The organism is Curtobacterium sp. MCPF17_011 (genome assembly GCF_003234145.1).
Classification (GTDB): domain Bacteria; phylum Actinomycetota; class Actinomycetes; order Actinomycetales; family Microbacteriaceae; genus Curtobacterium.
Window position 1 is genome coordinate 527,945 of sequence record NZ_QKSK01000001.1, and the last position, 24,325, is coordinate 552,269.

The 24,325-nt window shown below is 71.6% G+C and carries 27 protein-coding genes; 13 read left to right on the forward strand and 14 right to left on the reverse strand.

All coding sequences use genetic code 11. The features are described 5' to 3' along the window. The first annotated feature begins 53 nt into the window (after window positions 1–53). From DEJ25_RS02580 to hemL, 9 genes are all read left to right on the forward strand, one after another. Window positions 54–320: a hypothetical protein gene (locus DEJ25_RS02580; RefSeq protein ID WP_111043665.1), complete on the forward strand. Its 267-nt coding sequence runs from the start codon at window positions 54–56 to the stop codon at window positions 318–320. Continuing rightward, on the forward strand, window positions 317–775 hold the full coding sequence (locus tag DEJ25_RS02585) for a phage holin family protein (protein ID WP_110902969.1): 459 nt from the start codon (window positions 317–319) through the stop codon (window positions 773–775). Before DEJ25_RS02580 ends, DEJ25_RS02585 begins: the two co-directional genes overlap by 4 nt. A gap of 53 nt (window positions 776–828) precedes the next feature. Continuing rightward, the gene (locus DEJ25_RS02590) at window positions 829–1,068 is read left to right on the forward strand and encodes a DUF3618 domain-containing protein (RefSeq protein WP_239539903.1); all 240 of its coding nucleotides are present in this window, start codon (window positions 829–831) and stop codon (window positions 1,066–1,068) included. Window positions 1,069–1,209: 141 nt separating this feature from the next. Then, window positions 1,210–1,947, forward strand: a complete 738-nt coding sequence (gene hemQ / locus DEJ25_RS02595; RefSeq protein ID WP_110903014.1) for a hydrogen peroxide-dependent heme synthase — start codon at window positions 1,210–1,212, stop codon at window positions 1,945–1,947. Continuing rightward, window positions 1,944–3,179, forward strand: a complete 1,236-nt coding sequence (locus DEJ25_RS02600) for a ferrochelatase (RefSeq protein WP_181421503.1) — start codon at window positions 1,944–1,946, stop codon at window positions 3,177–3,179. The genes hemQ and DEJ25_RS02600 overlap by 4 nt, the downstream gene beginning before the upstream one ends. A 29-nt stretch (window positions 3,180–3,208) precedes the next feature. Continuing rightward, complete coding sequence (gene hemC / locus DEJ25_RS02605) at window positions 3,209–4,291, forward strand: hydroxymethylbilane synthase (RefSeq protein WP_110902970.1); 1,083 nt, start codon at window positions 3,209–3,211, stop codon at window positions 4,289–4,291. A 52-nt stretch (window positions 4,292–4,343) separates the two neighbouring features. Further along, window positions 4,344–5,240 (forward strand): uroporphyrinogen-III synthase, encoded by an 897-nt coding sequence (locus tag DEJ25_RS02610; protein ID WP_111043666.1) that lies wholly within the window; start codon window positions 4,344–4,346, stop codon window positions 5,238–5,240. After that, window positions 5,237–6,292 (forward strand): porphobilinogen synthase, encoded by a 1,056-nt coding sequence (hemB, locus tag DEJ25_RS02615; RefSeq protein ID WP_111043667.1) that lies wholly within the window; start codon window positions 5,237–5,239, stop codon window positions 6,290–6,292. Before DEJ25_RS02610 ends, hemB begins: the two co-directional genes overlap by 4 nt. Further along, window positions 6,289–7,632: a glutamate-1-semialdehyde 2,1-aminomutase gene (hemL, locus tag DEJ25_RS02620; protein ID WP_111043668.1), complete on the forward strand. Its 1,344-nt coding sequence runs from the start codon at window positions 6,289–6,291 to the stop codon at window positions 7,630–7,632. Before hemB ends, hemL begins: the two co-directional genes overlap by 4 nt. 178 nt (window positions 7,633–7,810) lie before the next feature. On the opposite strand, the gene DEJ25_RS02625 is transcribed toward hemL, so the two are convergent. From DEJ25_RS02625 to DEJ25_RS02640, 4 genes are all read right to left on the reverse strand, one after another. Beyond that, window positions 7,811–8,596, reverse strand: coding sequence for an ABC transporter ATP-binding protein (locus DEJ25_RS02625; protein WP_111043669.1), 786 nt, complete (start codon window positions 8,594–8,596; stop codon window positions 7,811–7,813). 38 nt (window positions 8,597–8,634) lie between these two features. Beyond that, window positions 8,635–9,303: a GntR family transcriptional regulator gene (locus DEJ25_RS02630; RefSeq protein ID WP_111043670.1), complete on the reverse strand. Its 669-nt coding sequence runs from the start codon at window positions 9,301–9,303 to the stop codon at window positions 8,635–8,637. 86 nt (window positions 9,304–9,389) lie between these two features. Then, window positions 9,390–10,367, reverse strand: coding sequence for an MDR family oxidoreductase (locus tag DEJ25_RS02635; protein WP_111043671.1), 978 nt, complete (start codon window positions 10,365–10,367; stop codon window positions 9,390–9,392). A 69-nt stretch (window positions 10,368–10,436) separates the two neighbouring features. Then, entirely contained in the window at window positions 10,437–11,465 is a 1,029-nt protein-coding gene (locus DEJ25_RS02640) for a 6-phosphofructokinase (protein ID WP_111043672.1), read from the reverse strand. 153 nt (window positions 11,466–11,618) lie between these two features. On the opposite strand from DEJ25_RS02640, the gene DEJ25_RS02645 reads away from it, so the two are divergent. Then, window positions 11,619–12,602, forward strand: coding sequence for a DNA-3-methyladenine glycosylase (locus DEJ25_RS02645; protein ID WP_181427326.1), 984 nt, complete (start codon window positions 11,619–11,621; stop codon window positions 12,600–12,602). 32 nt (window positions 12,603–12,634) lie between these two features. On the opposite strand, the gene DEJ25_RS02650 is transcribed toward DEJ25_RS02645, so the two are convergent. Then, window positions 12,635–13,498, reverse strand: a complete 864-nt coding sequence (locus DEJ25_RS02650) for an NAD-dependent epimerase/dehydratase family protein (protein WP_111043725.1) — start codon at window positions 13,496–13,498, stop codon at window positions 12,635–12,637. Between the two features lie 129 nt (window positions 13,499–13,627). Here DEJ25_RS02650 and DEJ25_RS02655 point away from each other — a divergent pair, with 129 nt between their 5' ends. Then, complete coding sequence (locus tag DEJ25_RS02655; RefSeq protein WP_146240603.1) at window positions 13,628–13,843, forward strand: hypothetical protein; 216 nt, start codon at window positions 13,628–13,630, stop codon at window positions 13,841–13,843. 1 nt (window position 13,844) lies between these two features. Here the strand turns inward: DEJ25_RS02655 and DEJ25_RS02660 are convergent, their stop codons facing one another. The 6 genes from DEJ25_RS02660 to DEJ25_RS02685 form a co-directional block, all read right to left on the reverse strand. Then, complete coding sequence (locus DEJ25_RS02660) at window positions 13,845–14,627, reverse strand: DeoR/GlpR family DNA-binding transcription regulator (protein WP_111121580.1); 783 nt, start codon at window positions 14,625–14,627, stop codon at window positions 13,845–13,847. Window position 14,628: 1 nt separating this feature from the next. Then, a complete protein-coding gene (gene pdxA / locus DEJ25_RS02665; RefSeq protein WP_110902983.1) occupies window positions 14,629–15,624 on the reverse strand; it encodes a 4-hydroxythreonine-4-phosphate dehydrogenase PdxA in 996 nt (331 codons plus the stop codon). A 9-nt stretch (window positions 15,625–15,633) separates the two neighbouring features. Further along, window positions 15,634–16,818, reverse strand: coding sequence for a four-carbon acid sugar kinase family protein (locus DEJ25_RS16550; RefSeq protein WP_181427327.1), 1,185 nt, complete (start codon window positions 16,816–16,818; stop codon window positions 15,634–15,636). Beyond that, a complete protein-coding gene (locus DEJ25_RS02675; protein WP_110902985.1) occupies window positions 16,815–17,825 on the reverse strand; it encodes a 2-keto-3-deoxygluconate permease in 1,011 nt (336 codons plus the stop codon). Before DEJ25_RS02675 ends, DEJ25_RS16550 begins: the two co-directional genes overlap by 4 nt. Window positions 17,826–18,018: 193 nt before the next feature. Next, window positions 18,019–18,432 (reverse strand): DUF2382 domain-containing protein, encoded by a 414-nt coding sequence (locus DEJ25_RS02680; protein ID WP_111043674.1) that lies wholly within the window; start codon window positions 18,430–18,432, stop codon window positions 18,019–18,021. 143 nt (window positions 18,433–18,575) lie between these two features. Beyond that, window positions 18,576–19,397, reverse strand: coding sequence for a DUF2382 domain-containing protein (locus DEJ25_RS02685; protein ID WP_110902987.1), 822 nt, complete (start codon window positions 19,395–19,397; stop codon window positions 18,576–18,578). Between the two features lie 208 nt (window positions 19,398–19,605). On the opposite strand from DEJ25_RS02685, the gene DEJ25_RS02690 reads away from it, so the two are divergent. Continuing rightward, window positions 19,606–20,307: a TetR/AcrR family transcriptional regulator C-terminal domain-containing protein gene (locus tag DEJ25_RS02690; RefSeq protein ID WP_110902988.1), complete on the forward strand. Its 702-nt coding sequence runs from the start codon at window positions 19,606–19,608 to the stop codon at window positions 20,305–20,307. A gap of 90 nt (window positions 20,308–20,397) precedes the next feature. After that, a complete protein-coding gene (locus DEJ25_RS02695) occupies window positions 20,398–20,661 on the forward strand; it encodes a zinc-ribbon domain-containing protein (RefSeq protein ID WP_110902989.1) in 264 nt (87 codons plus the stop codon). A 286-nt stretch (window positions 20,662–20,947) separates the two neighbouring features. Here the strand turns inward: DEJ25_RS02695 and DEJ25_RS02700 are convergent, their stop codons facing one another. The 3 genes from DEJ25_RS02700 to DEJ25_RS02710 are packed head-to-tail and all read right to left on the reverse strand — an operon-like array spanning window position 20,948 to window position 24,188. After that, window positions 20,948–22,105 carry a protein kinase gene (locus DEJ25_RS02700; RefSeq protein ID WP_111043675.1) on the reverse strand — a complete coding sequence of 386 codons (1,158 nt, stop codon included), beginning with the start codon at window positions 22,103–22,105 and terminating at the stop codon, window positions 20,948–20,950. Continuing rightward, complete coding sequence (locus tag DEJ25_RS02705; RefSeq protein WP_110902991.1) at window positions 22,105–23,301, reverse strand: PP2C family serine/threonine-protein phosphatase; 1,197 nt, start codon at window positions 23,299–23,301, stop codon at window positions 22,105–22,107. The genes DEJ25_RS02700 and DEJ25_RS02705 overlap by 1 nt, the downstream gene beginning before the upstream one ends. After that, entirely contained in the window at window positions 23,298–24,188 is an 891-nt protein-coding gene (locus DEJ25_RS02710; protein WP_111043676.1) for a vWA domain-containing protein, read from the reverse strand. Before DEJ25_RS02710 ends, DEJ25_RS02705 begins: the two co-directional genes overlap by 4 nt. Window positions 24,189–24,325 lie beyond the last annotated feature (137 nt).

Below are 24,325 nucleotides of genomic sequence, written 5' to 3' on the forward strand. Positions count from 1 at the left end.
ATCACGAAGCACAGTGCTCACGACAGCACACTGACCCAACGGAGGAACCGCTCATGCGAGGAAAGCTCCTTTTCATTGCCGGCGCAGCGCTCGGGTACGTCCTGGGATCGCGAGCCGGACGGGCTCGGTACGAGCAGATCAAGACCGTCAGCGGCAAGGTCTGGAACAGCAACGGCGTCCAGAAGAGCGTCCACGACGTCGAGGGCTTCGTGCAGGACCGCACGCCCGACGTCGCCGACTTCCTCGGTGAGCAGACCAAGAAGGTCGTCCGCAAGGTCAGCTCCAAGGCGTCTTCCAACAAGGGCTCGCAGATCTCATGACCGACACACGCGACCGGAAGTCGCGGTCGCTGTTCGGCCTCGTCAAGGAGCTCCCGGACCTCGTCAAGGACCTGGTGAAGGGCGAGATCTCGCTCCTCAAGGCCGAGATGATCGGCAAGGCGAAGGTCTTCGGCGTCGCCGCGGGCATCCTGATCGCCGCGCTCGTCATCGTGCTGTACGCGATCGGCGTGCTCCTCACCGCAGCGGTGATGGGCCTCGCGACCGTGATGCCGGCATGGCTGGCTGCGCTGCTGCTCGCCGTGCTGATGCTCATCGTCGCCGGGATCCTCGGACTCGTCGGCTGGAAGCGCCTGAAGAAGGGCCTGCCGATCGCGCCGAAGCGCACGATCGCCAGCGTCAAGAACGACGTCAACGCCGTCAAGGGCCTCGGCTGGAAGCCGACCCCGGAGACGCAGCGTGGTGCCCGCAAGCCCGACGTCGACGGCCGGTTCTGACCGCCAGTGGTCCCGCTGACCCCCGTCATCCCCACGAACCCATCGGAGGACCAGTGACCGACCCGAAGGACGAGCACGGCGACATCGCCGACCGCGTCGCCGCCACCCGCGCCCAGCTGTTCGACACCCTCGACGCGATCGAGGACAAGCTCAACGTGCCGAAGCAGCTCGGCATCGCGGCGTCGAAGGTGAAGCGCGGTGTCGACGAGAACCCCGTGCCCTACCTGGCCGGTCTCGCAGCGGGAGTGGCAGTGGTCGGGGGTATCGTCGTAGCGGCGCTCCGACGACGGTGATCCACAGGCGGCGAGCCACCGCGAGCCACTGTGGAACGTCGGTCCGGACGCCTGCTCGGCGACGGGGACGGGCAGCCCACACCCCTGGCAACCGTGCCGCTGGCGATCGTGCTCGCGGCCACCGTGGAGGACGACCGATCCATGAGCACTGACGTGCCCACACCAGCACCGAACGCACCGCACGAGACCGATCCCGCGTCCGGCATCGACCCGAACCTGCTCACCGCCTACGCCCTGTGGGCGGTCTTCCGTCGTCCGGTCGGTGCGGTCGCCCGCGGCGGTGACGAATCGGTAGCCGAACTCGACGCCGTCGTCGCGGCCGGAGCCGAGCGAGGCGTCACCATCCGCGGCTTCTACGACGTCTCCGGCTTCCGTGCCGACGCCGACGTCATGATCTGGCTGCACGGCGACGACGCGCAGACCATCCAGGCGGTCCTCCGGGACGTGCGTCGAACGGCGCTCTTCCGCGATGCCGAGCCCGTCTGGCACGCGATGGCCATGCACCGCGAAGCCGAGTTCAACAAGCGGCACACGCCTGCCTTCCTCCGCGGCAAGGACCCCGAGGCCTGGATCACGGTCTACCCGTTCGTCCGGTCCTACGAGTGGTACCTGCTGCCGGAAGCGGAGCGCTCGGGGATGCTCCGTGACCACGGCATCGCCGGCGCCAAGTACCGCCGTGTCCTCACGAACACCATCGCCGCCTTCGCCCTCGGCGACTACGAGTGGATCCTGCCGCTCGAGAGCCCCGACCTGGTCGACCTCGTCGACCTGATGCGCGACCTCCGCTACACCGAGGCCCGCATGCACGTCCGCGAAGAAGTGCCCTTCTACACGGGTCGCCGCGTGACGACCGCCGAACTCCCGGAGGTGCTGTCATGACCGACACCAGCATGATCACGAACGGACAGCCCGTACTGGCCGCCACCGCTGCGGCCGCCTCCGGCCCGGAGCACGTCGAGGTCCCGACCGCCTACGACGCGATCCTGCTCGCCGGCTTCGGCGGTCCGGAGGGCCAGGACGACGTCATCCCGTTCCTCCGCAACGTCACCCGTGGCCGGGGGATCCCGGACGAGCGCCTCGAAGAGGTCGCGCACCACTACCGTCACTTCGGCGGAGTCAGCCCGATCAACGCCCAGAACCGCGCGCTCAAGGCCGCGCTCGAGGCCGAGCTCGCATCGCGCGGCATCGACATGCCCGTGCTCTGGGGCAACCGCAACTGGGAGCCCTACCTCGAAGGCGCGTTCACCGAGGCCGCCGACAAGGGCTACAACAAGCTCATCGCGATCGCCACGAGCGCGTACTCGTCGTTCTCCAGCTGCCGCCAGTACCGCGAGGACTACGCCCGCGTGCTCGACGAGACCGGCCTGATCGACACCATCCAGATCGACAAGGTCCGCCAGTTCTTCGACCACCCGGGCTTCGTCCGACCGTTCGTCGACGGCGTCCGGGACGGCCTGGCCCGCGCGATCGCCGAGAACGACGGGCTCGACGTCGCGACCGAGCTGCAGGTGCTGTTCTCCACGCACTCCATCCCGTCGACCGACGCCGCCCGGTCCGGTCCCGACTACCGCGGCTTCGACGAGCACGGGGCGTACGAGGCGCAGCACCTGGCCGTCGGCGAGGTCGTCCTCGACCAGGCGTGGGCGGAGCTGCTCGAGCAGCCCGAGCACGCCCACCTGCAGGGAACGTCGAAGCCCGCCTGGAAGCTCGTCTACCAGTCCCGCTCCGGCCCCCCGACGCAGCCGTGGCTCGAGCCGGACATCAACGACTACATGAACGAGGAGCTCAAGGGCGGCCCGACCCGCGCCGTGCTCATCGTGCCGCTCGGCTTCGTCAGCGACCACATGGAGGTCATGTGGGACCTCGACGAGGAAGCCACCGAGACCGCCGGGGAGCTCGGCTACTGGTCGCTCCGAACGCAGACCCCCGGCGTCGACCCCGCCTACGTGTCCGGTCTCGTCGACCTCGTGCTCGAGCGGGTCAACGGGACACCGAAGGCCGAGCGACCGCACATGACCGACATCGGGCCCTGGTACGACGTGTGCCGTCCGGGGTGCTGCGAGAACGTGCGAGCGGGGTTCAAGCCCGCCGTCGCCGGCGTCGCCCCGTGACCGGCGGACCCACTCCGGAGCATCCGGCAGTGCAGGACCCCGCATCCTCGAAGTCGTCGGGCGACAAGCCCGCCATCCGGCTGGGCACCCGCGCCAGCCGGCTCGCGGTCGCCCAGTCACAGGACATCGCGGACCGGCTCGCCAAGGTGTCCGGGCGGCCGGTGGAACTCGTCACCGTGACCAGCGAGGGCGACACGAACCGCGCCTCCCTGGCGTCGCTCGGCGGCACCGGCGTGTTCGCGTCGGCGCTCCGTGAGGCCCTGGTGGCGCACGAGGTCGACGTCCTCGTGCACTCCCTCAAGGACCTGCCGACGGCGCCGTACCCGGGCCTGACGATCGGCGCGGTACCGAAGCGCGCTGACGCTCGCGACGTCCTGGTCGCCCGCAACGGCGCGACGGTGGAGACCCTGCCCGAGGGTGCGACCGTCGGGACGGGATCACCCCGCCGTGCCGCGCAGCTCAAGGCCGACCGACCCGACCTCGACGTCGTCGACATCCGCGGCAACATCGACACCCGGCTCGCCCGTGTCGAGGACGACCTCGACGCCGTCGTGCTCGCCGCCGCCGGACTCGGTCGCATCGGTCGACTCGACGCGGCCACCGAGCTGCTCGACCTCGGCTTCTGGCCGAGCGCTCCCGGCCAGGGCGCCCTGGCCGTCGAGATCCGTGCGGACGAGGACGACCGGAACCTGCTCGCCGCCCTGCGGAAGATCGAGCACGCCCCCACCCGGCTCACCGTCACCGCAGAACGTGAGGTCCTGGCGAAGCTCGAGGCCGGCTGCTCCGCGCCGATCGGTGCGACGGCGGTCGTCGACGCCGAGATGCTCCTGGTGTCCGCGACGGTGTACAGCCCGGACGGGTCCGAGTACCGGACGGCCTCGCACGCGGCCGTGCTCGACGGGTCGGCGCAGGACCGCCTCGACGAGGCCCTGTCCGTCGCCGACCGGGTCGCCGCCGAGCTGCTCGAGAACGGCGCCGCCGAACTGGCCGACCTGTCGAGCTCCGCCGGGTCGGACTCGGCCGAGCACGACGCCGAGCACACCGTCGGCCCCGGCCTCGACACCCCCGGTACCGAGGGTCCGTCCGACACGTCCGCCACCGCGACCGAGTAGGGCGACGATCACCACGGACACCACGCGGCACGACACGACCGGGCACCGGCCCGTGGTCGTCGTCCCGCGCGGTGGCTCCTGGGGTGAACGGGTCGCCGCCGCGGCCACGGCGCGCGGGCTCGACCCGCGCATCGTGCCGCTCGTCACCGACGCTCCGCCACTCGACGCCAGCCCCCTCGACCGGATGGTCGCCCGGCTCGAGGCCGGGAGGCCCGGAGCGGCTCCCGACCCCGGCCAGCCCTCCCAGGTTCCACAATTCCGCGGCCTCGAGGCGTCGGGTTCCGACATCGTGGAACCTCGACGACCCGCACGCGGCGAGTCGTCGGACCTCGACGGCGCGGGCGCCGACGCCGAGCCGGCAAACGCCAGTGGCGCCGGCGACGACTGGCTCGTGGTGACCAGTGCGACCACCGTGCGGGTGCTCGCGGAACGCTTGCCGGGCCTCCCGGCCGGGGTCCGCGTCGCCGCCGTCGGCGAGGCGACCGCCCACGTAGCCCGCTCCGCCGGGTGGACCGTCGACCTCGTTCCGGAAGACCACTCGGCTGCCGGACTCGTGCGGGCGCTCCCGGCGGACGCCCGACTCGTCCTGCACCCGCGCTCCGACCTGGTGGCACCCACCCTCGTCGACGGCCTGCGCGCCCGGGGCATCGACGTGTCGGAGGTGGTCGCGTACCGTACCGTCGGGACCGGAGACGCGCCGATCCCGGGCGACCCCGCGCCGGACGTCGTCCTCGTGACGAGCGGCAGCATCGCCCGCGAAGTCGCTCGTCGTCTCACCCCACTCGACCCGCGCACCCGGATCGCGTGCATCGGCCCGGGCACCGCCGCCGAGACCCGCGACGCCGGACTGCCCGTGCACGTCGTCGCAGCCGAGCGGTCCGCCGAAGCCCTCCTCGACGCCGTCGTCGAGTCCCTCGCCCCACACCCCGAACAGGAAGGTCACTCGTGACTGGACGCTTCCCCCAGGTCCGCCCCCGACGACTCCGCGCCACCCCCGCGATGCGTCGACTCGTCGCCGAGACCCGGCTCCACCCCGCCGAGCTCGTGCTGCCGATGTTCATCCGCGAAGGTGCCACCGACGCGATCGACATCACGAGCATGCCCGGGGTCCAGCAGCACTCCCTCGACTCGTTCCGCCGTGCGCTCAACGAAGCAGCGTCGGTGGGGATCGGCGGCGTGAACCTGTTCGGCGTGCCCGAGCGCAAGGACGCCGTCGGCTCCGGCGCGACGGACCCGGACGGCATCCTCAACGTCGCGATCCGGGTGGCGAAGGAGGAGGTCGGTGACGCGCTCGTCGTGCAGTCCGACCTGTGCCTCGACGAGTTCACCGACCACGGTCACTGCGGGGTGCTCGCGACGGACGGTTCGGTCGACAACGACGCAACGCTCCTGCGGTACCGGGACATGGCGGTCGCGCAGGCTGAAGCCGGCGCCGAGCTGGTCTGCCTGAGCGGGATGATGGACGGCCAGATCGCCGCCGCCCGCGACGCCCTCGACGTCTCCGGCCACTCCAGCACGGCGCTCCTCGCCTACGCCGCGAAGTACGCCTCCGCGTTCTACGGCCCGTTCCGGGAGGCCGTCGCCTCGACCCTGCAGGGTGACCGGCGCACGTACCAGCTCGACTCCGGCAACGGGCGCGAGGGGCTGCGCGAGGTCGAGCAGGACATCGAGGAGGGCGCCGACATCGTCATGGTGAAGCCCGCCATGAGCTACCTCGACGTCCTCGCCCGCACCGCGGACACCTCGCCCGTCCCGGTCTGGGCGTACCAGATCTCGGGCGAGTACGCGATGATCACCGCAGCCGCCCAGAACGGCTGGATCGACCGTGACGCCGCCGCCATGGAGGCCCTCATCGGCATCAAGCGCGCCGGTGCCGACGCGATCCTCACGTACTTCGCGGTCGACATCGCCCGCAAGCTCAACGACGAAGCGGGTCTGCGCACCTCGGGCAGCACTGCGGACGTCGCCGGCATCGCCACGACCGGGAAGGCCCCCGAATGACCTCGACGACGACCACGAACGACCAGCTGTTCGGCCGTGCGAAGAACAGCATCCCCGGGGGTGTGAACTCGCCGGTCCGTGCGTACGGCTCGGTCGGCGGCACACCCCGGTTCCTCGTCGACGCGAAGGGCGCGTACGTCACCGACGCCGAGGGTCGCGAGTACGTCGACCTCGTGGCGTCCTGGGGTCCGGCGATCCTCGGGCACGCCCACCCCGGCACGGTCGAGGCCGTCCAGCAGGCGGCGGCCCGCGGGCTGTCGTTCGGCGCGTCCACCCCGGGCGAGACCGAGCTGGCCGAACTCGTGAAGCAGCGGGTGCAGGTCGACGGCGACGGTCCGATCGAGAAGATCCGCATGGTGTCGACCGGCACCGAGGCCACCATGACCGCGATCCGTCTGGCGCGGGGCTACACCGGCCGTGACCTGCTGGTGAAGTTCGCCGGCCACTACCACGGCCATTCCGACTCGCTGCTGGCCGAGGCCGGCTCCGGCGTCGCGACGCTCGCCCTCCCGGGCAGCGCCGGCATCACGGCCGAGACCGCCGCGCAGACCCTGGTGCTGCCGTACAACGACCTGGAGGCCGTCCGCCGCGCCTTCGACGAGCACTCCGAACGCATCGCCGCCGTGATCGTCGAGGCCGCAGCCGCGAACATGGGCGTCCTGGCACCCGAGCGTGGGTTCAACCGGGCGCTCGCGCAGATCACCCGGTCGCACGGCGCGCTGCTCATCGTCGACGAGGTCCTCACCGGCTTCCGCGTCGGAGCCGCCGGCTGGTGGGGCCTCGAAGCATCGAACACCGTCCCCGACGGTGCCGGGTGGAAGCCCGACCTGGTCACCTACGGCAAGGTCATCGGTGGCGGCATGCCCCTCGCCGCGCTCGGCGGTCGGCGCGAGGTGATGGACTTCCTCGCGCCGCTCGGCCCCGTGTACCAGGCCGGCACGCTCTCCGGGAACCCGCTGGCGGTCGCCGCTGGCATCGCCACGCTCCGCGCTGCGACGGCCGACGTCTACGCGCACCTCGACCGGACGGCCGAGGTCGTGTCGCGGGCCACGAGCGAGGCGCTGTCGGCCGAGGGCGTGGCGCACACCGTGCAGCACGCCGGGAACCTGTTCTCGTTCGCCTTCACGGACACGCCGCCACGGAACTACGACGACGTCCGAGCGCAGGACGTCTTCCGGTACGCGCCGTTCTTCCACAGCATGCTCGACTCCGGCGTCGCCCTGCCGCCGAGTGTGTTCGAGGCGTGGTTCCTCACCGCGGCGCACGACGAGCGTGCGGTCTCGCAGATCCTCGACGCCCTGCCCGCTGCGGCGAAGGCCGCGGGCGCCGCCACGGCCTGACGGGGGTGCCTGCGCGAGACGAGTGCGCCCGCGCGAGACGCCTCGGAGTACGCGAGACGCCTCGAAATGCCCGAGACGCCCCTGAACTCCAGGGCGTCTCGGTGCTTCCGGGGCGTCGTGCGGTGACGGGCCCGTCTCGTGGCGGCGGGACGCGGCCCGGCCGGGAGGCGCGGCTCGTCTAGTCCGCGCGGCGCGCGTGCCAGCGTCCACCGCTGCGCTCGACCGCCAGCGGGAAGTCGAACGCCGCCGACACCCGCGCCGAGGTGATGACCTCGTCTGCGTGCCCCACGGCCACGACCGCCCCGTCCCGCAGCAGCATCGCGTGCGAGGTCGACGCCGGCAGGTCCTCCAGGTGGTGCGTCACCATCACGCTGCCGAGCTCCGGCTGCCGGACCCGCAGCGCGTCGACGGTCTCGAGCAGGTGTTCCCGCGCCGCGACGTCCAGCCCGGTGGCGGGTTCGTCGAGCAGCAGCAGCCGTGGCTCGGACATCAACGCCCGGGCGATCAGCGCTCGTCCCCGTTCGCCCTGGGACAGCACCGGCCAGCGGGCGTCACGACGGGCGGCCAACCCGACGTCGGCGACGTGCTGCTCGGCGCGCGCGATGTCGGAAGCGGTCGGCTCCCACCGCACCATGAGGTCGGTCGTGCCGGTGAGCCCGGTGAGCACGGTCTCCAGGACCGTGAGCGGCGAGAGCATGCGGTGCCGCGGGTCGACGTGGCCGATGTGTTCGCGGAGCTCCCGGACGTCGACACGACCCAGGCGGTGCCCGAGCAGCTCGACCGTGCCCGCGGAGGGGTGCCCGGTCGCCCCGAGGACGGCGAGCAGCGTGGACTTGCCCGCACCGTTCGGACCGAGCAGTGCCCAGTGCTCGCCGGCGCGGACGGTCAGGTCGACGTCGTGCAGCAGGTCCCGGCCGCTGCGGGTGACACGGAGTCCTGAGGTGCGGAGGAGGACGTCGTTCATCCCGCCATCCTCGCGCACCTCGGCGGACGCGGCCGCTGTCAGGCCGCTGCGGCCCGGGCGGTGGCCAGGTGCTCGGCCATCGCACGTCCGAGTCCGCGGACGAGGGCTCCGCCGGCTTCGCCGTCGCGGCCCTTCGCCGCGGCGCGGAACCCGTCGAGGGCCTGTTCCACGTCCCAGAAGACGAACTCGGGCTCGCCGATCCGCACGAACTTCGCCCGGTTCAGCAGGGACTCGCTCGTCTTGATCAGCAGCTCGTTGCCGGACTTCTGCACCATGAACGCGATCGCCCGGTCGATGTCGTCGTTCAGCGCGCGGTCCTCGGCCTTCGCGTGGGCACGCATGTCGTCGAGGATCGCGCCGAACGCCTTCACGTCGGCGTCCTCGAAGCGGGGGAAGGACCAGCGGGCGGCGAGCTCGCCGAAGCCGAAGAGCATCTGGAACGCGTCGTCGTAGGCCTCACGGGTCGGCGAGGCGACGCGGGTGTACCGGTTCGCCTCCATCTCGACCAGGCCGTAGTCGACGAGCTTCGCGATCGCCTCGCGGATCGGCGTGCGACTCACACCCAGCCAGGCGACGAGTTCGTCGTCGTTCAGGCGTTCGCCGGCCTGCAGCGTGCCGTCCTGGATGGCGGCGAGCATCTTCTCGAGGACGACGTCCCGGAGGAGCTTCCGGGGCGAGTTCTCGACGGTCGACTTGGGTACCGGCATCCGGGTCTCCTCAGTGAAGGTGTTCGGAACTCAAATCCTAACGTGACATTGTGCAAACGCTTGGCAAAGATGTCGCTGGTCGCGGTTCACGCCCGGACGTCGACCACTGTCCGCCCGTGCACCCGGCCCGCGACCACCTCGGCGCCGACCTCGATCGCCGCCGCCAGGTCCACCGTCCGCGTGACACCGGCGAGCAGCGCCGGGTCGAGGTCCGACACGAGCCGGTCCCACGCCCGCTTCCGCAGCGGCAGCGGTGCGTCCACCGAGTTCACCCCGAGCAACGACACCCCGCGCAGGATGAACGGGAGGACCGTGGTCGGCAGGGCACTGTCCTGGGCGAGACCGCAGGCGGTCACCGCGCCGCCCCACTTCGTCGAGGCCAGGACGTTCGCCAGGGTCGCACCCCCGACGCTGTCGACCGCACCGGCCCAGATGGCACGCTGCATCGGCTTCCCGAGTTCCGCGATGGCGGCCCGGTCGATCACCTCGGTCGCCCCCAGCGCGCGCAGCGAGGCGTCGTTCTCCGGCCGCCCGGTCGAGGCCGTCACGGTGTAGCCGCGCGCTGCCAGGAGGGCGATCGCCACCGTGCCCACGCCCCCGGAGGCCCCCGTCACCAGGATCGGCCCGTCCTCCGGCACGACCACGTGCTCGAGGGCCAGCACGCTGAGCATCGCCGTGAACCCCGCCGTCCCGATCGCCGCGGCGCGCTCGTCGGGCATGTCGTCCGGCAGTCGCACCAGGGACTCGGCGGGGGCCAGCGCCCGCTCCGCCCAGCCGCCGTGTCGCGTCTCACCGAGTCCGGCGCCGTTGAGCACCACGCGGTCCCCGACAGCGACGTCGGTCACCCCGCTGCCCACTGCTGCGACCGTGCCGACGGCGTCGATCCCGGGCACGAGCGGATCCACCCGGGCGACGCCGGGGTTGCCGGCCAGCGCCAGGCCGTCCTTGTAGTTGACGCTGGACAGGGTGACGTCGAGGAGCGCCTCGCCGGGGCCCGGGTCGCCGATCTCGACATCGGTGACGGCGGGGGTTGCGGAACGTGAGGCGAGGACGGCGCGGGTCATGCGCGCGACGCTACCCCGGGCCTCCCGGCCGGAACCGGGCGGACCGGGCGGACCTCGGGTGGGACGGCGTCAGCCGAACATGATGGCGGCCTCGTCGTACCGGTCCTGCGGCACGGTCTTCAGCTCGCCGAGCGCGTCCGCGAACGAGACGTGCACGATGTCGGTGCCCTTCAGCGCGACCATCCGACCCCAGCGCTCCTCGACCACCGCGTCGATCGCGGCGAGCCCGAGGCGCGTCGACAGCACCCGGTCGTACGCCGTCGGCGTGCCGCCGCGTTGGATGTGGCCCAGGGTCGTGGCGCGCGTCTCGATGCCCGTCATCTCCTCGATGAGCGGGGCGAGGCGCTCGCCGATGCCGCCCAGGCGCGGTCGGCCGAAGGCATCCAGGCCGCGCTCGGTGTGGGCGGTGTCCTCGTGGTCCGGGACGAAGCCCTCGGCGACCACGACGAGCGGTGCGCGTCCGCGGTCGTAGGCGGCCTGCACCCACTCCGCGATCTGCGCCAGGGACGTCTTCTGCTCGGGGATGAGGATCGCGTGCGCGCCCGCTGCCATGCCCGAGTGCAGGGCGATCCAACCGACGTGCCGGCCCATGACCTCGGCGACCATGCAGCGTGAGTGGGACTCGCCGGTGGTGCGCAGGCGGTCCATCGCCTCGGTCGCGATCGCCACCGCGGTGTCGAAGCCGAACGTGTAGTCCGTGGCACCGAGGTCGTTGTCGACCGTCTTCGGGACGCCGACGATCTGCAGACCGGCGTCGGTCAGGCGCTTCGCGGCGGCCAGCGTGCCCTCGCCACCGATCGCGACGATGGCGTCGATGCCGTGCCGCTCCAGGGTCTTCGTGATGTTCTCGACGCCGCCGTTCGGGCCCTCGAAGGGGTTCGTGCGGCTCGTGCCGAGGATCGTCCCGCCCTGCTTCGCGATGCCCTGGATGTCCTTGCGGCCGAGCGGCACGATGTCGCCCTCGACCACCCCCCGCCAGCCGTCGCGGAAGCCGACGAACTCGTGGCCGTGGATCGCGATGCCCTTGAGCACGATGGCGCGGATGACCGCGTTGAGGCCGGGGCAGTCGCCGCCGGAGGTGAGGATGCCGATGCGCATGGAGGGGACTTCCGATGTCGGGTTCGGTGGACCCCCTCATCATGGCCGACGCGGCTCCGGGATCGCCATGCTGTGACCTGCGGTTGTGGACAACCGCCGGTGGGGCCGTCGGCTGCGGTCGGCGGTGTCCGTGCCGGCGCTTACGATCCCTGCATGGCTTCCGTCCGATCCGCTGCGGCGTCGACCGGCGACGCGGAGCAGGAGCGCGACCCGCTCGTCGACGTGCGTCGCGTCGACACCGTCTACCGGCCGGGAGGCCCGGTCGACGTGATCGCGACGCTGCGACCCCTCTCGCGCGGCTCCGGCGACCCGGCCCACCGGGTGGTCGGGTCCGACGTCTGGCTTGCGTTGCAGACACCCGAGGGGCCCGCCTCCGTCCTCGTGCGGGCCGTCGCTGGCACCGTCGCCATCAGCGCGTGGGGTGCCGGAGCCGACTGGGCCGTGTCGCACGGACCGGACCTCGTCGGCCGCGGCGACGACTGGTCCGAACTCGACGTGTCTGCGCATGCGTTCCTGGAGCAGGCGCGACACCGCCAGCCGGGGTTACGGCTCCTCCGGACGAACACCGTCGTCGCGATGCTCGTGCCCGCGATCATGGAGCAGAAGGTGACCTCGCGGCAGGCCTGGCGTGCGTGGCGGTACCTCGTCCGACGCTTCGGAACGCCAGCACCCGGCCCGGCTCCGGAGGGCATGGTCGTCCCGCCGGACGCCGACACCTGGGCCCGGATCCCGAGTTGGGAGTGGCACAAGGCCGGCATCGAACCCGGGCGCTCCGCGACGGTGATGCGAGTCGTGAAGGTCGCGCCCGCACTCGAGCGGACGCTGACGCTCGGCCGCGGCGGGGAGCTCGTCGCGAGTCGGCTGCAGTCGATCCCCGGCGTCGGGCCGTGGACCGCCGCCGAGACGGCGCAGCGGGCACACGGCGACCCGGACTCGCCGAGCGTCGGGGACTACCACGTGCCAGCACTCGTCGGGTGGGCGCTCACCGGCGGTCCGGTCGACGATGACGGGATGCTCGAACTGCTCGAACCGTGGCGGGGGCACCGGGAGCGGGTCGTGCGGTTGATCGCGGGCTCGGGCTTCCGGAAGCCGGCGTTCGGGCCGCGGATGACGATCCAGGACCACCGGGGGCATTGAGTCCGCTCGGCCCGGATCCCACTGACCGGTGCTCAGGCGTGACGGTTGCCTGCGCCAGCGAGCACCGCGCGGTAGCCCTCGCGGTAGGTCGGGTAGCGGAACGCGAAGCCGGCCGACCGGAGGAGCGCGTTCGACAGCCGCTTGTCACCGCCCGCCTGTCGGTCTGACGCCGGGCCGGGCTGCGGTGCCGGCACCTGCAGTTCGTCGGCGAGGAACCGGAGCACGTCGTCCAGCCGGACGGGCTCGTCGTCGGTGCCCAGGTAGGTCGGTGCCGGGTCGTCCAGCGTCGCGAGGTGCACGATCGCGGCGGCGGCGTCGTCACGGTGGATGCGGTTCGTGTGGGGAGACGCTGCCGGGGTCGGCGCGAGTCGGGCAGTGCCAGAGCGCACCTGGTTGAGGAGTCGCTCGCGCCCGGGCCCGTAGATGCCGGAGAGTCGGAGGAGCACCGCGCCCGGAGCTCGCTCGCGGAGGAGCGCTTCGGCCTCCACGAGGACCTCCGCCGTGGGCGTCCCGCCGGTCGCCGGCGTCTCCTCGGTGACCTCGCTCCCGTCCGACACGTCGTAGACCGCGGTGGAGGACACGACGACGATCCGCGGCCTCGCTCCCGACCGGTCGATGCCGTCCAAGACGTTCCGGAGGCCGTCGACGTAGGTCGCGCGGTACTCGTCCGGGTCGCGGCTGCCGGCAGCCAGCGCCACGACGACGATCGCGGTGTCGGCGTCGATCTCGGGGACGTCCTGCCGCAGGTCCGTGTTCCGACCCTCGATCGGTGCGGGCAGGAGTTCGGCGCGACGCCGGAGTCCGACGACGCGGTACCCGAGGTCGGCGAAACGGAGGGCGGCTTCGGTGCCGAGGTCGCCGCAGCCGGCGATGACGACGGTCTGGGAGGTGCTCATCCCCCGAGCGTCCCACGAGGAGTCGCGGAAGACCGGTGAGCGGCACATGTCGGGTCACACATGTCGGCGGCCTATCGTCGGGTAGGTCGTCGGTCCCCGTGAGCGGCGCAACACAGGAAGTCGGCGTTCGTGGACCGTATGCAGGCCATCACATGGCGACACGATTCCGGTGCGCACTGGACCGCCCGCCGCGACGGGATCGTCGTCGGCACGATCGACCAGGGCCAGGGGTACGAATTGCACTCCACGGACGGCACGATCCGCGGATCGCACAACTCGCTCGGCAACGCGCAGGCGCAGCTCGACGCCTGGGCAGCGTGGACGATCGGACCCGACCGCTCCTAGGTCAGCGGTCCGACCCGGGCTGCCCGGTCCCGGCGACGTGCACCGTCACGAACGCCGATGCCCGGAACGGTGCCAACTGCTCCTCCGTCACCCCGTCGTCGGTGACGAGCGACCACGACCGTTCGATCCGCGTCCACCAGTGGGACGACGCGACACCGAGCTTCGTCGAGTCCGCCAGCACGTACAGCTCCCGTGCCCGCTCGACCATCACGCGTTTGAGTGATGCCTGCTCCGGGGTCTCCTCGCAGAGCCCGTGCTCCGCCGAGACCCCGTCGGCACTGAGGAACGCCACGTCGGCGGAGACGTCCGCCATGACCCGCTCGGCGAAGGGGCCGACGAACCCGGAGCTGATGTGCCGCAGCCGTCCGCCGACGACGATGAGCTCGACGCCCGTGCTGTGCTCGAGCGCGTTGGTGGTCGTCAGCCCGGTGGTCACGACGGTGATGCCCTCGCGGTGGACGAGGTTCCGCGCGAGGGCCCCGACCGTGGTTCCGGCGTCGAGCACCGCGACCGCTCCGGCTGGGATGAACGTGCTCGCGAGCCGTCCGATGGCGGCCTTCTGCTCCACCGCGATCGCCTCGCGCTCCCGCAGGCTCCGCTCCGCTCCGCCGATGGTCTGGGCGCCACCGTAGGTCCGGACGATGGCGCCGTCCCGCGTCATCGTGTCGAGGTCCCGCCGGATCGTCGACGCGGAGACCGAGTACACCGCTGCGAGCTCGTCGACGGTGACGGGCTTCTCCTGCAGCAGGCGGCTGATCTCGCGCCGACGGTCGCGGGCGTTCACGTCAGCCTTCGCGCTCCGGGGAGAGGTCGGCGGCCTGGCGGAGCGCTTCGAGCAGCGGTTCGTGGTCCACGATGTCCTTCCCGGCGATGTCGAACGCCGTTCCGTGGTCGACCGAGGTCCGGACGAACGGCAGGCCGACGGTGACGTTCACACCGTTCTTCAGCCCGAGCACCTTCACCGGGATGTGGCCCTGGTCATGGTACTGGGCGACGACCAGGTCGTAGTCGCCACGGCTGGCGAGCATGAAGAGGGTGTCGGCGGGCAGCGGGCCGATGACGTCGAGGCCTTCGGCGCGCGCACGGTCGACGCCGGGCTGGATCTTCTGGGCCTCCTCGTCGTTGCCGAACAGACCGTTCTCGCCGCCGTGCGGGTTGATGGCCGCGACGGCGATGCGCGGACGCTCGTTGCCGGAGCGGACGAGCAGGTCGTTGCCGCGCGTGATGGTGCGGTAGACCCGGTCGCCGTCGATCGCGGCGACGGCGTCGACGAGGCCCAGGTGGGTGGTGACGTGGATGACGCGCATGTTCGGCGCGGTCAGCATCATCGAGACCTCCTCGACCCCTGCGAGGGAAGCGAGCATCTCGGTGTGCCCGGGGAACTGGTGCCCGCCCATGTGCAGGGCCGCCTTGTTGAGCGGACCGGTGCAGATGGCGTCGATCTTGCCGGCCATGGCGAGCTCGACGGCCTTCTCGATGAACAGGAAGGCGCCGTGTCCGGCCTCGGCCGAGAGCTCGCCCCAGGCCAGGTCCTCGGGGATGCACGGGATGTCGAGGACGTCGATGGTGGTCGGGTCCTCGGTCACCTCGGACGGGTCGCTGATGCGGTTGAGGGTCAGTGTGCTCGACACGACGTCCATGGCGAGCTGCAGGCGGCGCAGGTCGCCGATGACGAACATCGTCGCCAGGGACCGGGTCGCCTGGTCGGCCATCGCCTTGGCGATGATCTCGGGTCCGACGCCGGCGGCGTCACCCATCGTGATCGCGATGATCGGCTTCATTGTTCTTCCTTACTGCTCTGTGTTCTGCTGTCGGAGGGCCCGGACGGTGCGGGCGAGGGTGCCGGCGTCGCCGAACGCCCCCGCCTTCGTCACGAGGACCGGCCGGTGGTCGGGGTGGCTGCTGAGGACGACGCCGGGTTCGACGGTGCCGTGCACGCGGACGGTGTCGATGCCGAGCGCGTCCAGGACGGCTCGGGCGGTCTCCCCGCCGGTCAGGACGAGAGCCCCGAAGCAGCCGGCGCTGCGGGTGACGGTCGCCGCGAGGGCTGCGGCGACGTCGAGGGCGTTGTCCTTGTCGACCGGCACGCCCAGGTCGGGGGTGAGGACGACGTCCGAGACGGAACGGGCGATCTGGTCCGTCGCCGCTTGTTCACCGTCGTCGCGGTGCCGCAACTCGACGTGCTCGGCACCGCGCCGGACGAGTTCGTCGATCTGCGATCGAGCGGGTCCGGAGTAGCTCCCGACGACGACGAGGACGCGGTCGACCGGCGCCAGCGGTGCCGTCGGTGTCGCGCCACTGTCTGCGAGCGACAGCATGTGCGCGGCGAGTCCGCCGGAGCCGGTCACGAGGACGGGGCCGGTGACCAGCCGGGAGGCCCGGGCGATCGTCTCGAGGTCGGCGTCGGTGACCGCGTCGAGGACGACCGCGTCGACGCCGTCGGCGTGCAGGCGGTCCAGCTGGGCCGCGATGTCCGCAGGGCTGTCCGTCGGAGCGGGGCTGAGCCTCCCGGCCTGGAGGCCCGCTGCGGTGAGCGATGCGGCCACGTCACCGGCGTGGTCGCCGTCGATGTTGGGCGCGCCACCGACGTGGACGACGCCTCCGACGGTGGTGCGGCCGGTGCCGGGGAAGGCCGGTGCGACGACCGCCAGGGCGCGCTCCGGTCCGGAGACGGCGTCGAGTGCTGCCGCGACCTCGGCGCCGACGTTGCCGCGGAGCAGGGAGTCGATCTTCTTGAAGACCGGCCGACCGAGGTCCACCGAGCGGCGGACGACGGAGCCGACGAGCGAGGCGGCCTCTTGGCCGGACAGGTACCGGCTCTCGGTGTCGACCGCGAGCACGTCAGCGGCAGGCCAGGGGACCTCCGGGCCGAGGACGACCGCGCTGGTGCGGATCGCGCCGTACCCGGCCGCGGCGTCAGCGGCACCGGTCAGGTCGTCGGCGACGATCGTCAGGGTGGCTGCGGCGTCGCTCACGAGGCGGCCCGATCGACGGCGACGGCCGCGACGCCGGACGTGTCCCCACCGGTCTTCTTCGCGGCGAGGCGACGGGCGTACCAGGCGACGATGAGCGGGGTGCCGATCGACGTCACCACGATGGCGGCGGAGACGAGGACGGTCGCGGGACCCGCGGCCTCCTTGTACGCCGGGTTGGCGGCGGCCACGAGCATCGGTACCGCCGCCGCGTTGCCGGCGGTCGACGACGCGGCGAGTCCGCCGAGGCCGGTGCCGCCGGTGAAGCGGTCGGCGAGGAACAGCACAGCGCCGCTGAGGAACAGCACGACCAGGCCGAGCAGGACGCCGACGAGGCCGGCGCTGAGGACGGTCTGCAGGCTGATGCCGAAGCCGAGCGCCAGGCCGAAGAAGAAGATGAGCACCGGCGACGCCGACGACAGGAACTTCCGCATCGCCGGGTCGAGTGAGCCGAGGACCATGCCGAGCACCAGGGGGATCAGCGCGCCGACGAGTGCCTGCCACGGGAACGCGGAGAGGCCGGCGACGCCGAGGATGAGCATGGTGAGGAACGGGCCGGACTCGATCGTCATGATCGAGTACGCCGCGACGTCCTTCGGCTTGCCGTACTGGCCCATCAGTGCCATGTAGAGGCCGCCGTTCGTGTCGCTGAACGCGGCGACGAGGGCCAGGACGGACAGGCCGGCGAGGAAGCCGCCCTGGACGGGGAGCTCGGACATGAACTGCCCGGCGACCACACCGATGACGACGGCGAGCAGCACCTTCGAGCCGAAGAGCGCCCCGCCCTTCTTGAGGATGTAGGGCGTTGCGCGGAGGTCGATGCTCGCGCCCATGCAGACGTAGAAGACGGCCAGGATCGGCGTGCTCCCGGTGAGGAGGCCTCCGGTGAAGGAGCCGAAGAAGTCCGCGGTGCCCGGGGCGACCGTCGCGAGGACGGCGCCCACGAGGAGCGGGACGAGCATCATGCCGCCAGGGACCTTCTCGATGGCGGCCTTGATCGGAACGGACATACGTAACTCCATCGTTTCGTTCCGGGTCGTTCCGGCCCGGTACGACAAGAGTTGCACACAACGCGCAGACACGTGCGCGTTGTGTGCAGAATGCGAAGCGACCCCTGCACACGCGCGGTCCTGCCCGGAACGAGACGAGCCTCCCGTCCGTCACGATGACGGCCAGGAGGCTCGGTGTGCTCGGGTGGGCTGCTCAGGCTGTCGGCCCGGTCACCTCGTCGACGTGCACGACCTCGTGCCGGAGGGTCTCGTCGACGACCACGTCGTGCGTGACGGTGTGCGTGGTGAGCGTGACGCGCTCGACCGGCACGACGACCTTCGAGACGACGAGTTGTTCCTCGTGCAGGACGACCACGATGGGTTCGCGGACGGTGTCGCCGGTGGCGACGGGCAGGCGCGTGTCGCCGGTGATCGGCTCACGGGTCAGGCGGACCTCCTCGCGGCTGACGTCGACGGTGACGGTGCGCTGCTCGGTGACGATGTACCGCTCGAGTCGGACGCGTTCGGTGGCGTGACGCTCGGTGGTGACGGCGAGGCGCTCCTCGCTGCGGACCACCTCGACGTGGTCGTCAGCGTCGGACGCGTGCGGCTGGTCTCGATGGGTCATGGTCTGCTCCGTTGGGCCGTGGGGTGCTCCGGTGAGGGAACGGGAGGGGGCGGGAACGCCTGTCGGCCCCGCTCGTCATGATCGGGGCCGACAGGTGTGAGTGGGCTCAGTCCGGGCGACGGGTGGGCCGTCGCCGGTGGTGCCTAGGAGCGGAGGTCGCGGTCCGTGACGGTCCCGTCGGTGGTGCCGCGCACCTCGCTGTCGTCGAGCTCGATCTCCTCGTGGGCGACCTCCTCGTTGACGGTCTGCTGCTCGGTGACGGTCTCCGTGCCGAGGCGCACACGCTCGACGGGGACGGTCTCCTTGGCGGTCACGACGCGCTCTTCGGAGAGGACGACCTCGTGCTCCTCCTCGCTGAGCTCCGGGCCGGCGAGGGCGTCAGCGGCGTTCGCGTCGGTGACCGGCTCGCGGGAGAGGGTGACCTCCTCGTGGCTGACCGGGACGGTCTTGGTGACCTGTTCGGTGACGACGTGCTTGCGCAGACGGGCACGGCCGGCCTGGACCTGCTCGGTACCGACGCGCAGACGCTCCTCGGAGCGGGTCATGGCGTCGTCAGTCGTCGGGCCGGACGTGTCGTGGCCCTGGGTGCCGTGGGTGTTCGCACCACGGTCGGCGTCCTGGTCGTACAGGGGCTGCTCGTCCGCCACGGAGGTGTCGGTCATGCCGTAGTACGAGTAGAGCGCCTGCTCCTCCTCGTCGCTGAGAGCGCCGTCGGCCTCGACACGCGGTGCGTCCTTGACGAACGCCTTGTCGTACGCGACCCGGACGATGCCGGCGTCGAAGTTCGCGTCCGTCAGCGGGGCGAACGTCTCGGCCGAGCCGAAGAGACCCGTGCGGATCGTCACCCAGGTCGGCGCCTGCGTGTCGTTGTCGACGTAGACCTGTCCGACCGTGCCGATCTTCGCCTCGCCGCTGCCGTAGACGTCGGCGCCGATGAGGTCGTTGATGCTGTTGCTGTCGATCATGGTGGTGCTCCTGTTCCCCGGCGTGGTCACCGGATCCGATGAGGAGTGCGTCCGAGATGGAGGTGGAGGTCACCCCGGCGGACTTACGGCGTAAGCCCGCGTCGGAGCTTACGGCGTAAGCGCGCGTACGGTCTCAGGTACGGACAGCGACGCGTCCCGAGGACGCCGTCGGGGCCGGAAGCCCCATCCACAGCGAGGGAGATCCGCCATGGCGGCACGCGACAGGACGACCGCACCCGGGTTGAGTCGGGACCTCATCGTCGCGACGGCGCTCGGGCAGATCGACCGGTCGGGCATGCAGGGGCTGTCGATGCGCTCCCTCGCGCAGGAGCTCGGTGTCGAGGCCATGTCCCTCTACCGGTACGTGCACGGGAAGGAGGACCTGCTCGAGGGCATCGTCGCCTCCCTGATGAGCGACCTCGTCTCCCACCTGGAGGAGGCCGAGGGCACGCACTGGCAGGCGTTCCTCCAGACGGTCGCGCACGCGGTCCGCCGGATCGCGACGGACCACCCCAAGGCGTTCCCCCTCGTCGCCACCCGCCACCCAGCCGCACCCTGGCTGCGTCCGCCCCTCCGGAGCATCGAGGTCGTCGACACGTTCCTCCGGGCCCTCACCGGGAACGGGTTCTCCGACGCGCAGGCCGTCAACGCCTACCGCGCGTTCAGCAGCTTCCTGCTGGGTCAGCTCCTCCTGCAGTCCGTGGTCAGGGGAGCCGAGGCCGGACCCGCCGAGGAGCCGCTCGACGAGGGCGGCGCCGCCGTCCCGGAGGGCGACGGGAACCTGTCCCTCGACATCGCCCCGGAGGTGCAGCGGCTGCGTGCCCTGCTCAGCGAGGACCGCAGCGACGAGGAGTTCGAGGTCTCGCTCGAGGCGCTCCTCGACCGGCTGGACCGCGAGCTCTCGCAGTAGGTCGGAGTCGCGGCGCTCACCACGCTCACCATCGAGGAACGGCTCCCGCACCCGTCCGGATGGACATGTTTCGGGTGGTTCACTCGAAGGATGTTCCTGCTCTTCGGCACCCGCGCGGTCGCGGCGCTCCTGTTCGTCGTGACCTTCGTGTGCGGGCACTGCGGGGTCGCGGCACCACAGCAGATCGTCCGCGAGCGGCAGAAGGTGACGCTGTTCTTCATCCCGCTGTTCTCGCTCGGGACGTCCTACCTGATCGAGTGCAGCAACTGCGGCATGGTCACGGGGTTGTCGCGCCAGCAGGCGGAGCACTCGATGCAGTGGGCGGACGCGCAGGGCATCCCGGTCGCCCCCTGACCGTCGAGCGCTGACCGACGGGCCGGAGTCGACGGCCCGCCGGATGGCTCAGCGGAAGGGGTTGCTCCCGAAGATCTCCTCCGGGCTCGGGAACCGCGGCGCTCGCCGTGGCGGTGGTGCGACGGTCCGCGGTGCCGCGGACGACGGACGTGGACGGGCCTCCGGAGGCCGGGGTGCCGCGTCCGCGGGCACGAAGCCGGGGGGGAGCTGCTCACCACAGGTGCTGCAGGTGCGGCCACCACGGTTGACGCCCTCGCACACCGGGCAGCGCCAGACCGCCGGCATCTCAGCCACGGTCGGACCTCCGGTCGCGCGGAGTCCGCCCGAGCAGCTTGCCCTTGAGTCCACTCGACGGAGCAGGCGGCGGGGTCACGCCGGACGGGTCGGCCGCCGGTTCGCTCGTCCTGACGGGAGGCCCGGCGTCGGCCGGCGTGGAGGCTGGCCTGACGAGCTTCCCGCGGAGGCCGCCGGAAGCGACCGGCGCTGCGGCCGGCGTCGTCGACGGGGCCGGCGTCGCTGCCGGTGCGGCTGGCATCGCGGCCGGCGCGACCGCCTCACCGGATCCGCGGAGGCTCATGAGGCCGGCGTGCACCTGCCCGACCGTGGGCCGTGACGCCGCGTCGGCCAGCAACATCCGGTCGACGAGGTCGGTCAGGGCAGGATCGAGCGTCGAACGGTCGACCCGGAGGACGACCCCGCTCCGCACGGCCACGGCTGGTTCGCCGTACGCACGGTCGTAGGCGGGCAACTCCCCCGTCAGGAACTCACTGAAGATCAGTCCGAGCGCGAAGATGTCCGCTGCGGTCCCCAAGTCCGCGGCGGTGACTCCGTCCTCCTGGATGTACCCGAGGAGCTCCGGCGAGTAGTAGTTGATCGTGCCGACGATCTCGGCCGGCGGTGGCGGGTCACCCGCGACGTAGGCGTTGTCGAAGTCGATGAGCTTGCTCGTGTACCCGAGGTCGGTCCGCTTGACCAGCACGTTGTCCGGCTTCAGGTCACCGTGCACGATGTGCAGGTCGTGCAGGATCTTCAGGCTGTGCGCGGCCGACTTCAGCAGGACGAGCCGTTGGCGGAACGGCAGGGCGGCGATGCCGGCGACGCCGAGGTCCTCGGACTCCACGCGCTCCGTCGTCTTGTAGTACTTCGCGCCCGCGCGGAAGAAGTCGAGCGTGACGATGAGGTTGCCGCCGTACGTCGACAGCGGTGCGAGCGCCGTCTGCATCGCGGCGTGCCGTGCCTCGAAGGCTGCACACCGCTCACGCTTCCGCGCCTTGACGCGGTCACTGCCCGGGGAGCTGTCCTCCGGGTACGTGGGGCTGAGGAACTCCTTGACGAAGTACTCGCGCCCGCCCTTCGTGGCGAAGGTCCAGCGGCTGAGGCCCGCTCCCACCACGCTGAAGTCGGCGAGCAGCGTGTACCCGTTCAACACGTCTCCGGCCTGCATCAGGAGGCCTCCCCTTCACGTGTCGGGACACCGTCGGACAGCGGTGTCTCGCCGGTGTCCGGCGCGCTGTCGGTGTCCGCAGCTGTGGCCACGTGCCCGGTGGCGATCCGCTTCGCGGGCTTCCAGATCTGGCGCGACGGGGTCTCCTCGGCGGAGTCGACCGACGCGTCCGGGTCGTCCTGCAGCAGCTGCTCGTACCCGGCACGGTAGCGCTGCCACTGCTCGGCCTGCGCGGCGACGTACCGTGCCTGCAGGTCGGTCAGGTCCTGCTGCGCGCGGTGGATCTCGTCGGCCATCGCGTCGAGGGGCGCGACCACCACGTCGGCGATCTCGGCACGTCGCGGAGCCAGGGCTGCCTGGAAGTCGACGAGGTCGGCACCGACGACGATCGTGGCCATCGACGCATCGTCACCGGTCACGGCGCTGATCGTCCGCTGGACGGCGAGGGACCAGTCCTCGTCGGTCTCGGCCTCGGCCAGTCCGTCGAGCACCAGCTTCTCGAAGTGCATCGGGGACGGCACGTACCCGAAGCACCCGTCGGTGGCGCAGAGGAGGGCGAACGGCGCCTCGAGCGTCACTCGCCGGTGGTTCACCTGGAAGTCGGTGTCGGCGGAGATCGCGTTGCTGATGACCGAGTCACGCTGGAGGTTCGTCATCGCGTCGCTCGGGTCACGGAGGTCGTCGATGCTCAGTTGGTGCAGCCCGGAGGCGTCGAGCGCGTAGACGCGGGAGTCCCCGGCCCAGAGCACCTCGCAGACCCAGCGGGACCCGTCCGGCTCGCTGCGCTGCAGCGCACCGAGCGCCATCGTCGTGGGGAGCGCGCGCAGCAGCCGGGACCGCAGCCGGCTCACCGGGGCGTTGAGCCCGGTCAACGCGTCCTGCAGCACGGTCTCGATCGCGTCGTGCAGCTCGACGGCCGTGGCCGGCAGCGGCAGCGGCCGGTCCGGGGTGAGCGTGCGGAGGAGGTGCTCCTCCACCACGTCACGGACGAGCCGGGAGGCCAGGTAGGCACCCGAACGCGCGCCGTCAGGCGTGTCGTAGACGGTGCCGCCCGCGCCTCCCATGCCGTCGAAGACCGCTGCGAGCCCGAGGTCGGGACCTTCGCGGAGGATCGGGTCGGAGTCCTCGCCGTGGTCCGGCACCTTGGCCAGGTTGAACCCGAAGGACGCGGTCGGGCCCGCAGCGGTCTCGCTCACACCGAGTTCCCGATGGAGTCGATGATCGTGCCGTAGTCGACGTCGGACAGTCCACCACCGGCGGTCGAGGGGTTGTGCACGACGTTCTCCCACTCGGCGGAGATGTCGCTCCAGCCGGGACCGTCCGGGGCGAAGAGGATGAGGCGCTTCGTGCTGGACCCCATCACGCCCTGCTCGTCCTCCCACGCGTCGGTGAGCGCGCTGAAGTCGGCGGGGATGCGGGAGCGGAGGTCCGCGGGGACAGCTGCGGGGTCGAGCGGGTGTGCGGGCTGGTCGCTCCACACCACGATCACCTGACGGCGGCGGTCACCGTTGCGGGTCCACGGCGACGCGATGGCCAGGGCCACGGCCTCCAGACCGGACTCCGGTGCGTCTCCGCCGCCCTCGGCGACGAGGCCGCCGACGAACTCGGAGAAACGGGCGCGGTCGTCGGGGAGGCCGTAGAACGGCGACTCCTCGATCGCCGCAGCACCGTCGGCAACGAGGTCACGGAACGCGATCACGCGGACGCGGAGCTCGGCGACGTTCTTGCCCTTCGCGGTGAGGTTGGTCTGCACGTCGTCGTAGAACCCGAGCGCGTTCGCCTTCACGGCGTCGAGGATCGGGTCCATGCTCCCGGTCACGTCGATGCAGAAGACGATGTCCACGGCGTAGTTCACACCGCGTGACGCGAGGCTCGTCTGCGGCGGCACGACCGGGGCGACCGGCACGGCAGCGGCAGGGGTCGGCGTCGGAGCGGCCGTCGCCGGAGCGGGAGCCTCGGCGGGGACGGCTTCGGCGGCCGGTGCATCGGTCGCAGTGGACTCGGGCGTGGCCTCGACGGGCGGGACGGACGCAGCGTTCGTGTCGACGGGCTCACTCGGAGCGGCCGGGGTGGTGTCGGACATGACACTCCTTCGATCGGGGACGGCGGTGTGCCGACGGCGGGGTCGCCTCTCCCGGACCGTACCCGGGTGCTGATGCTGGGCCGTCGAGGAACGGGGCCCGGCTGCCACCGAGCCTCCCGCCCGTCATCGTGACGGAC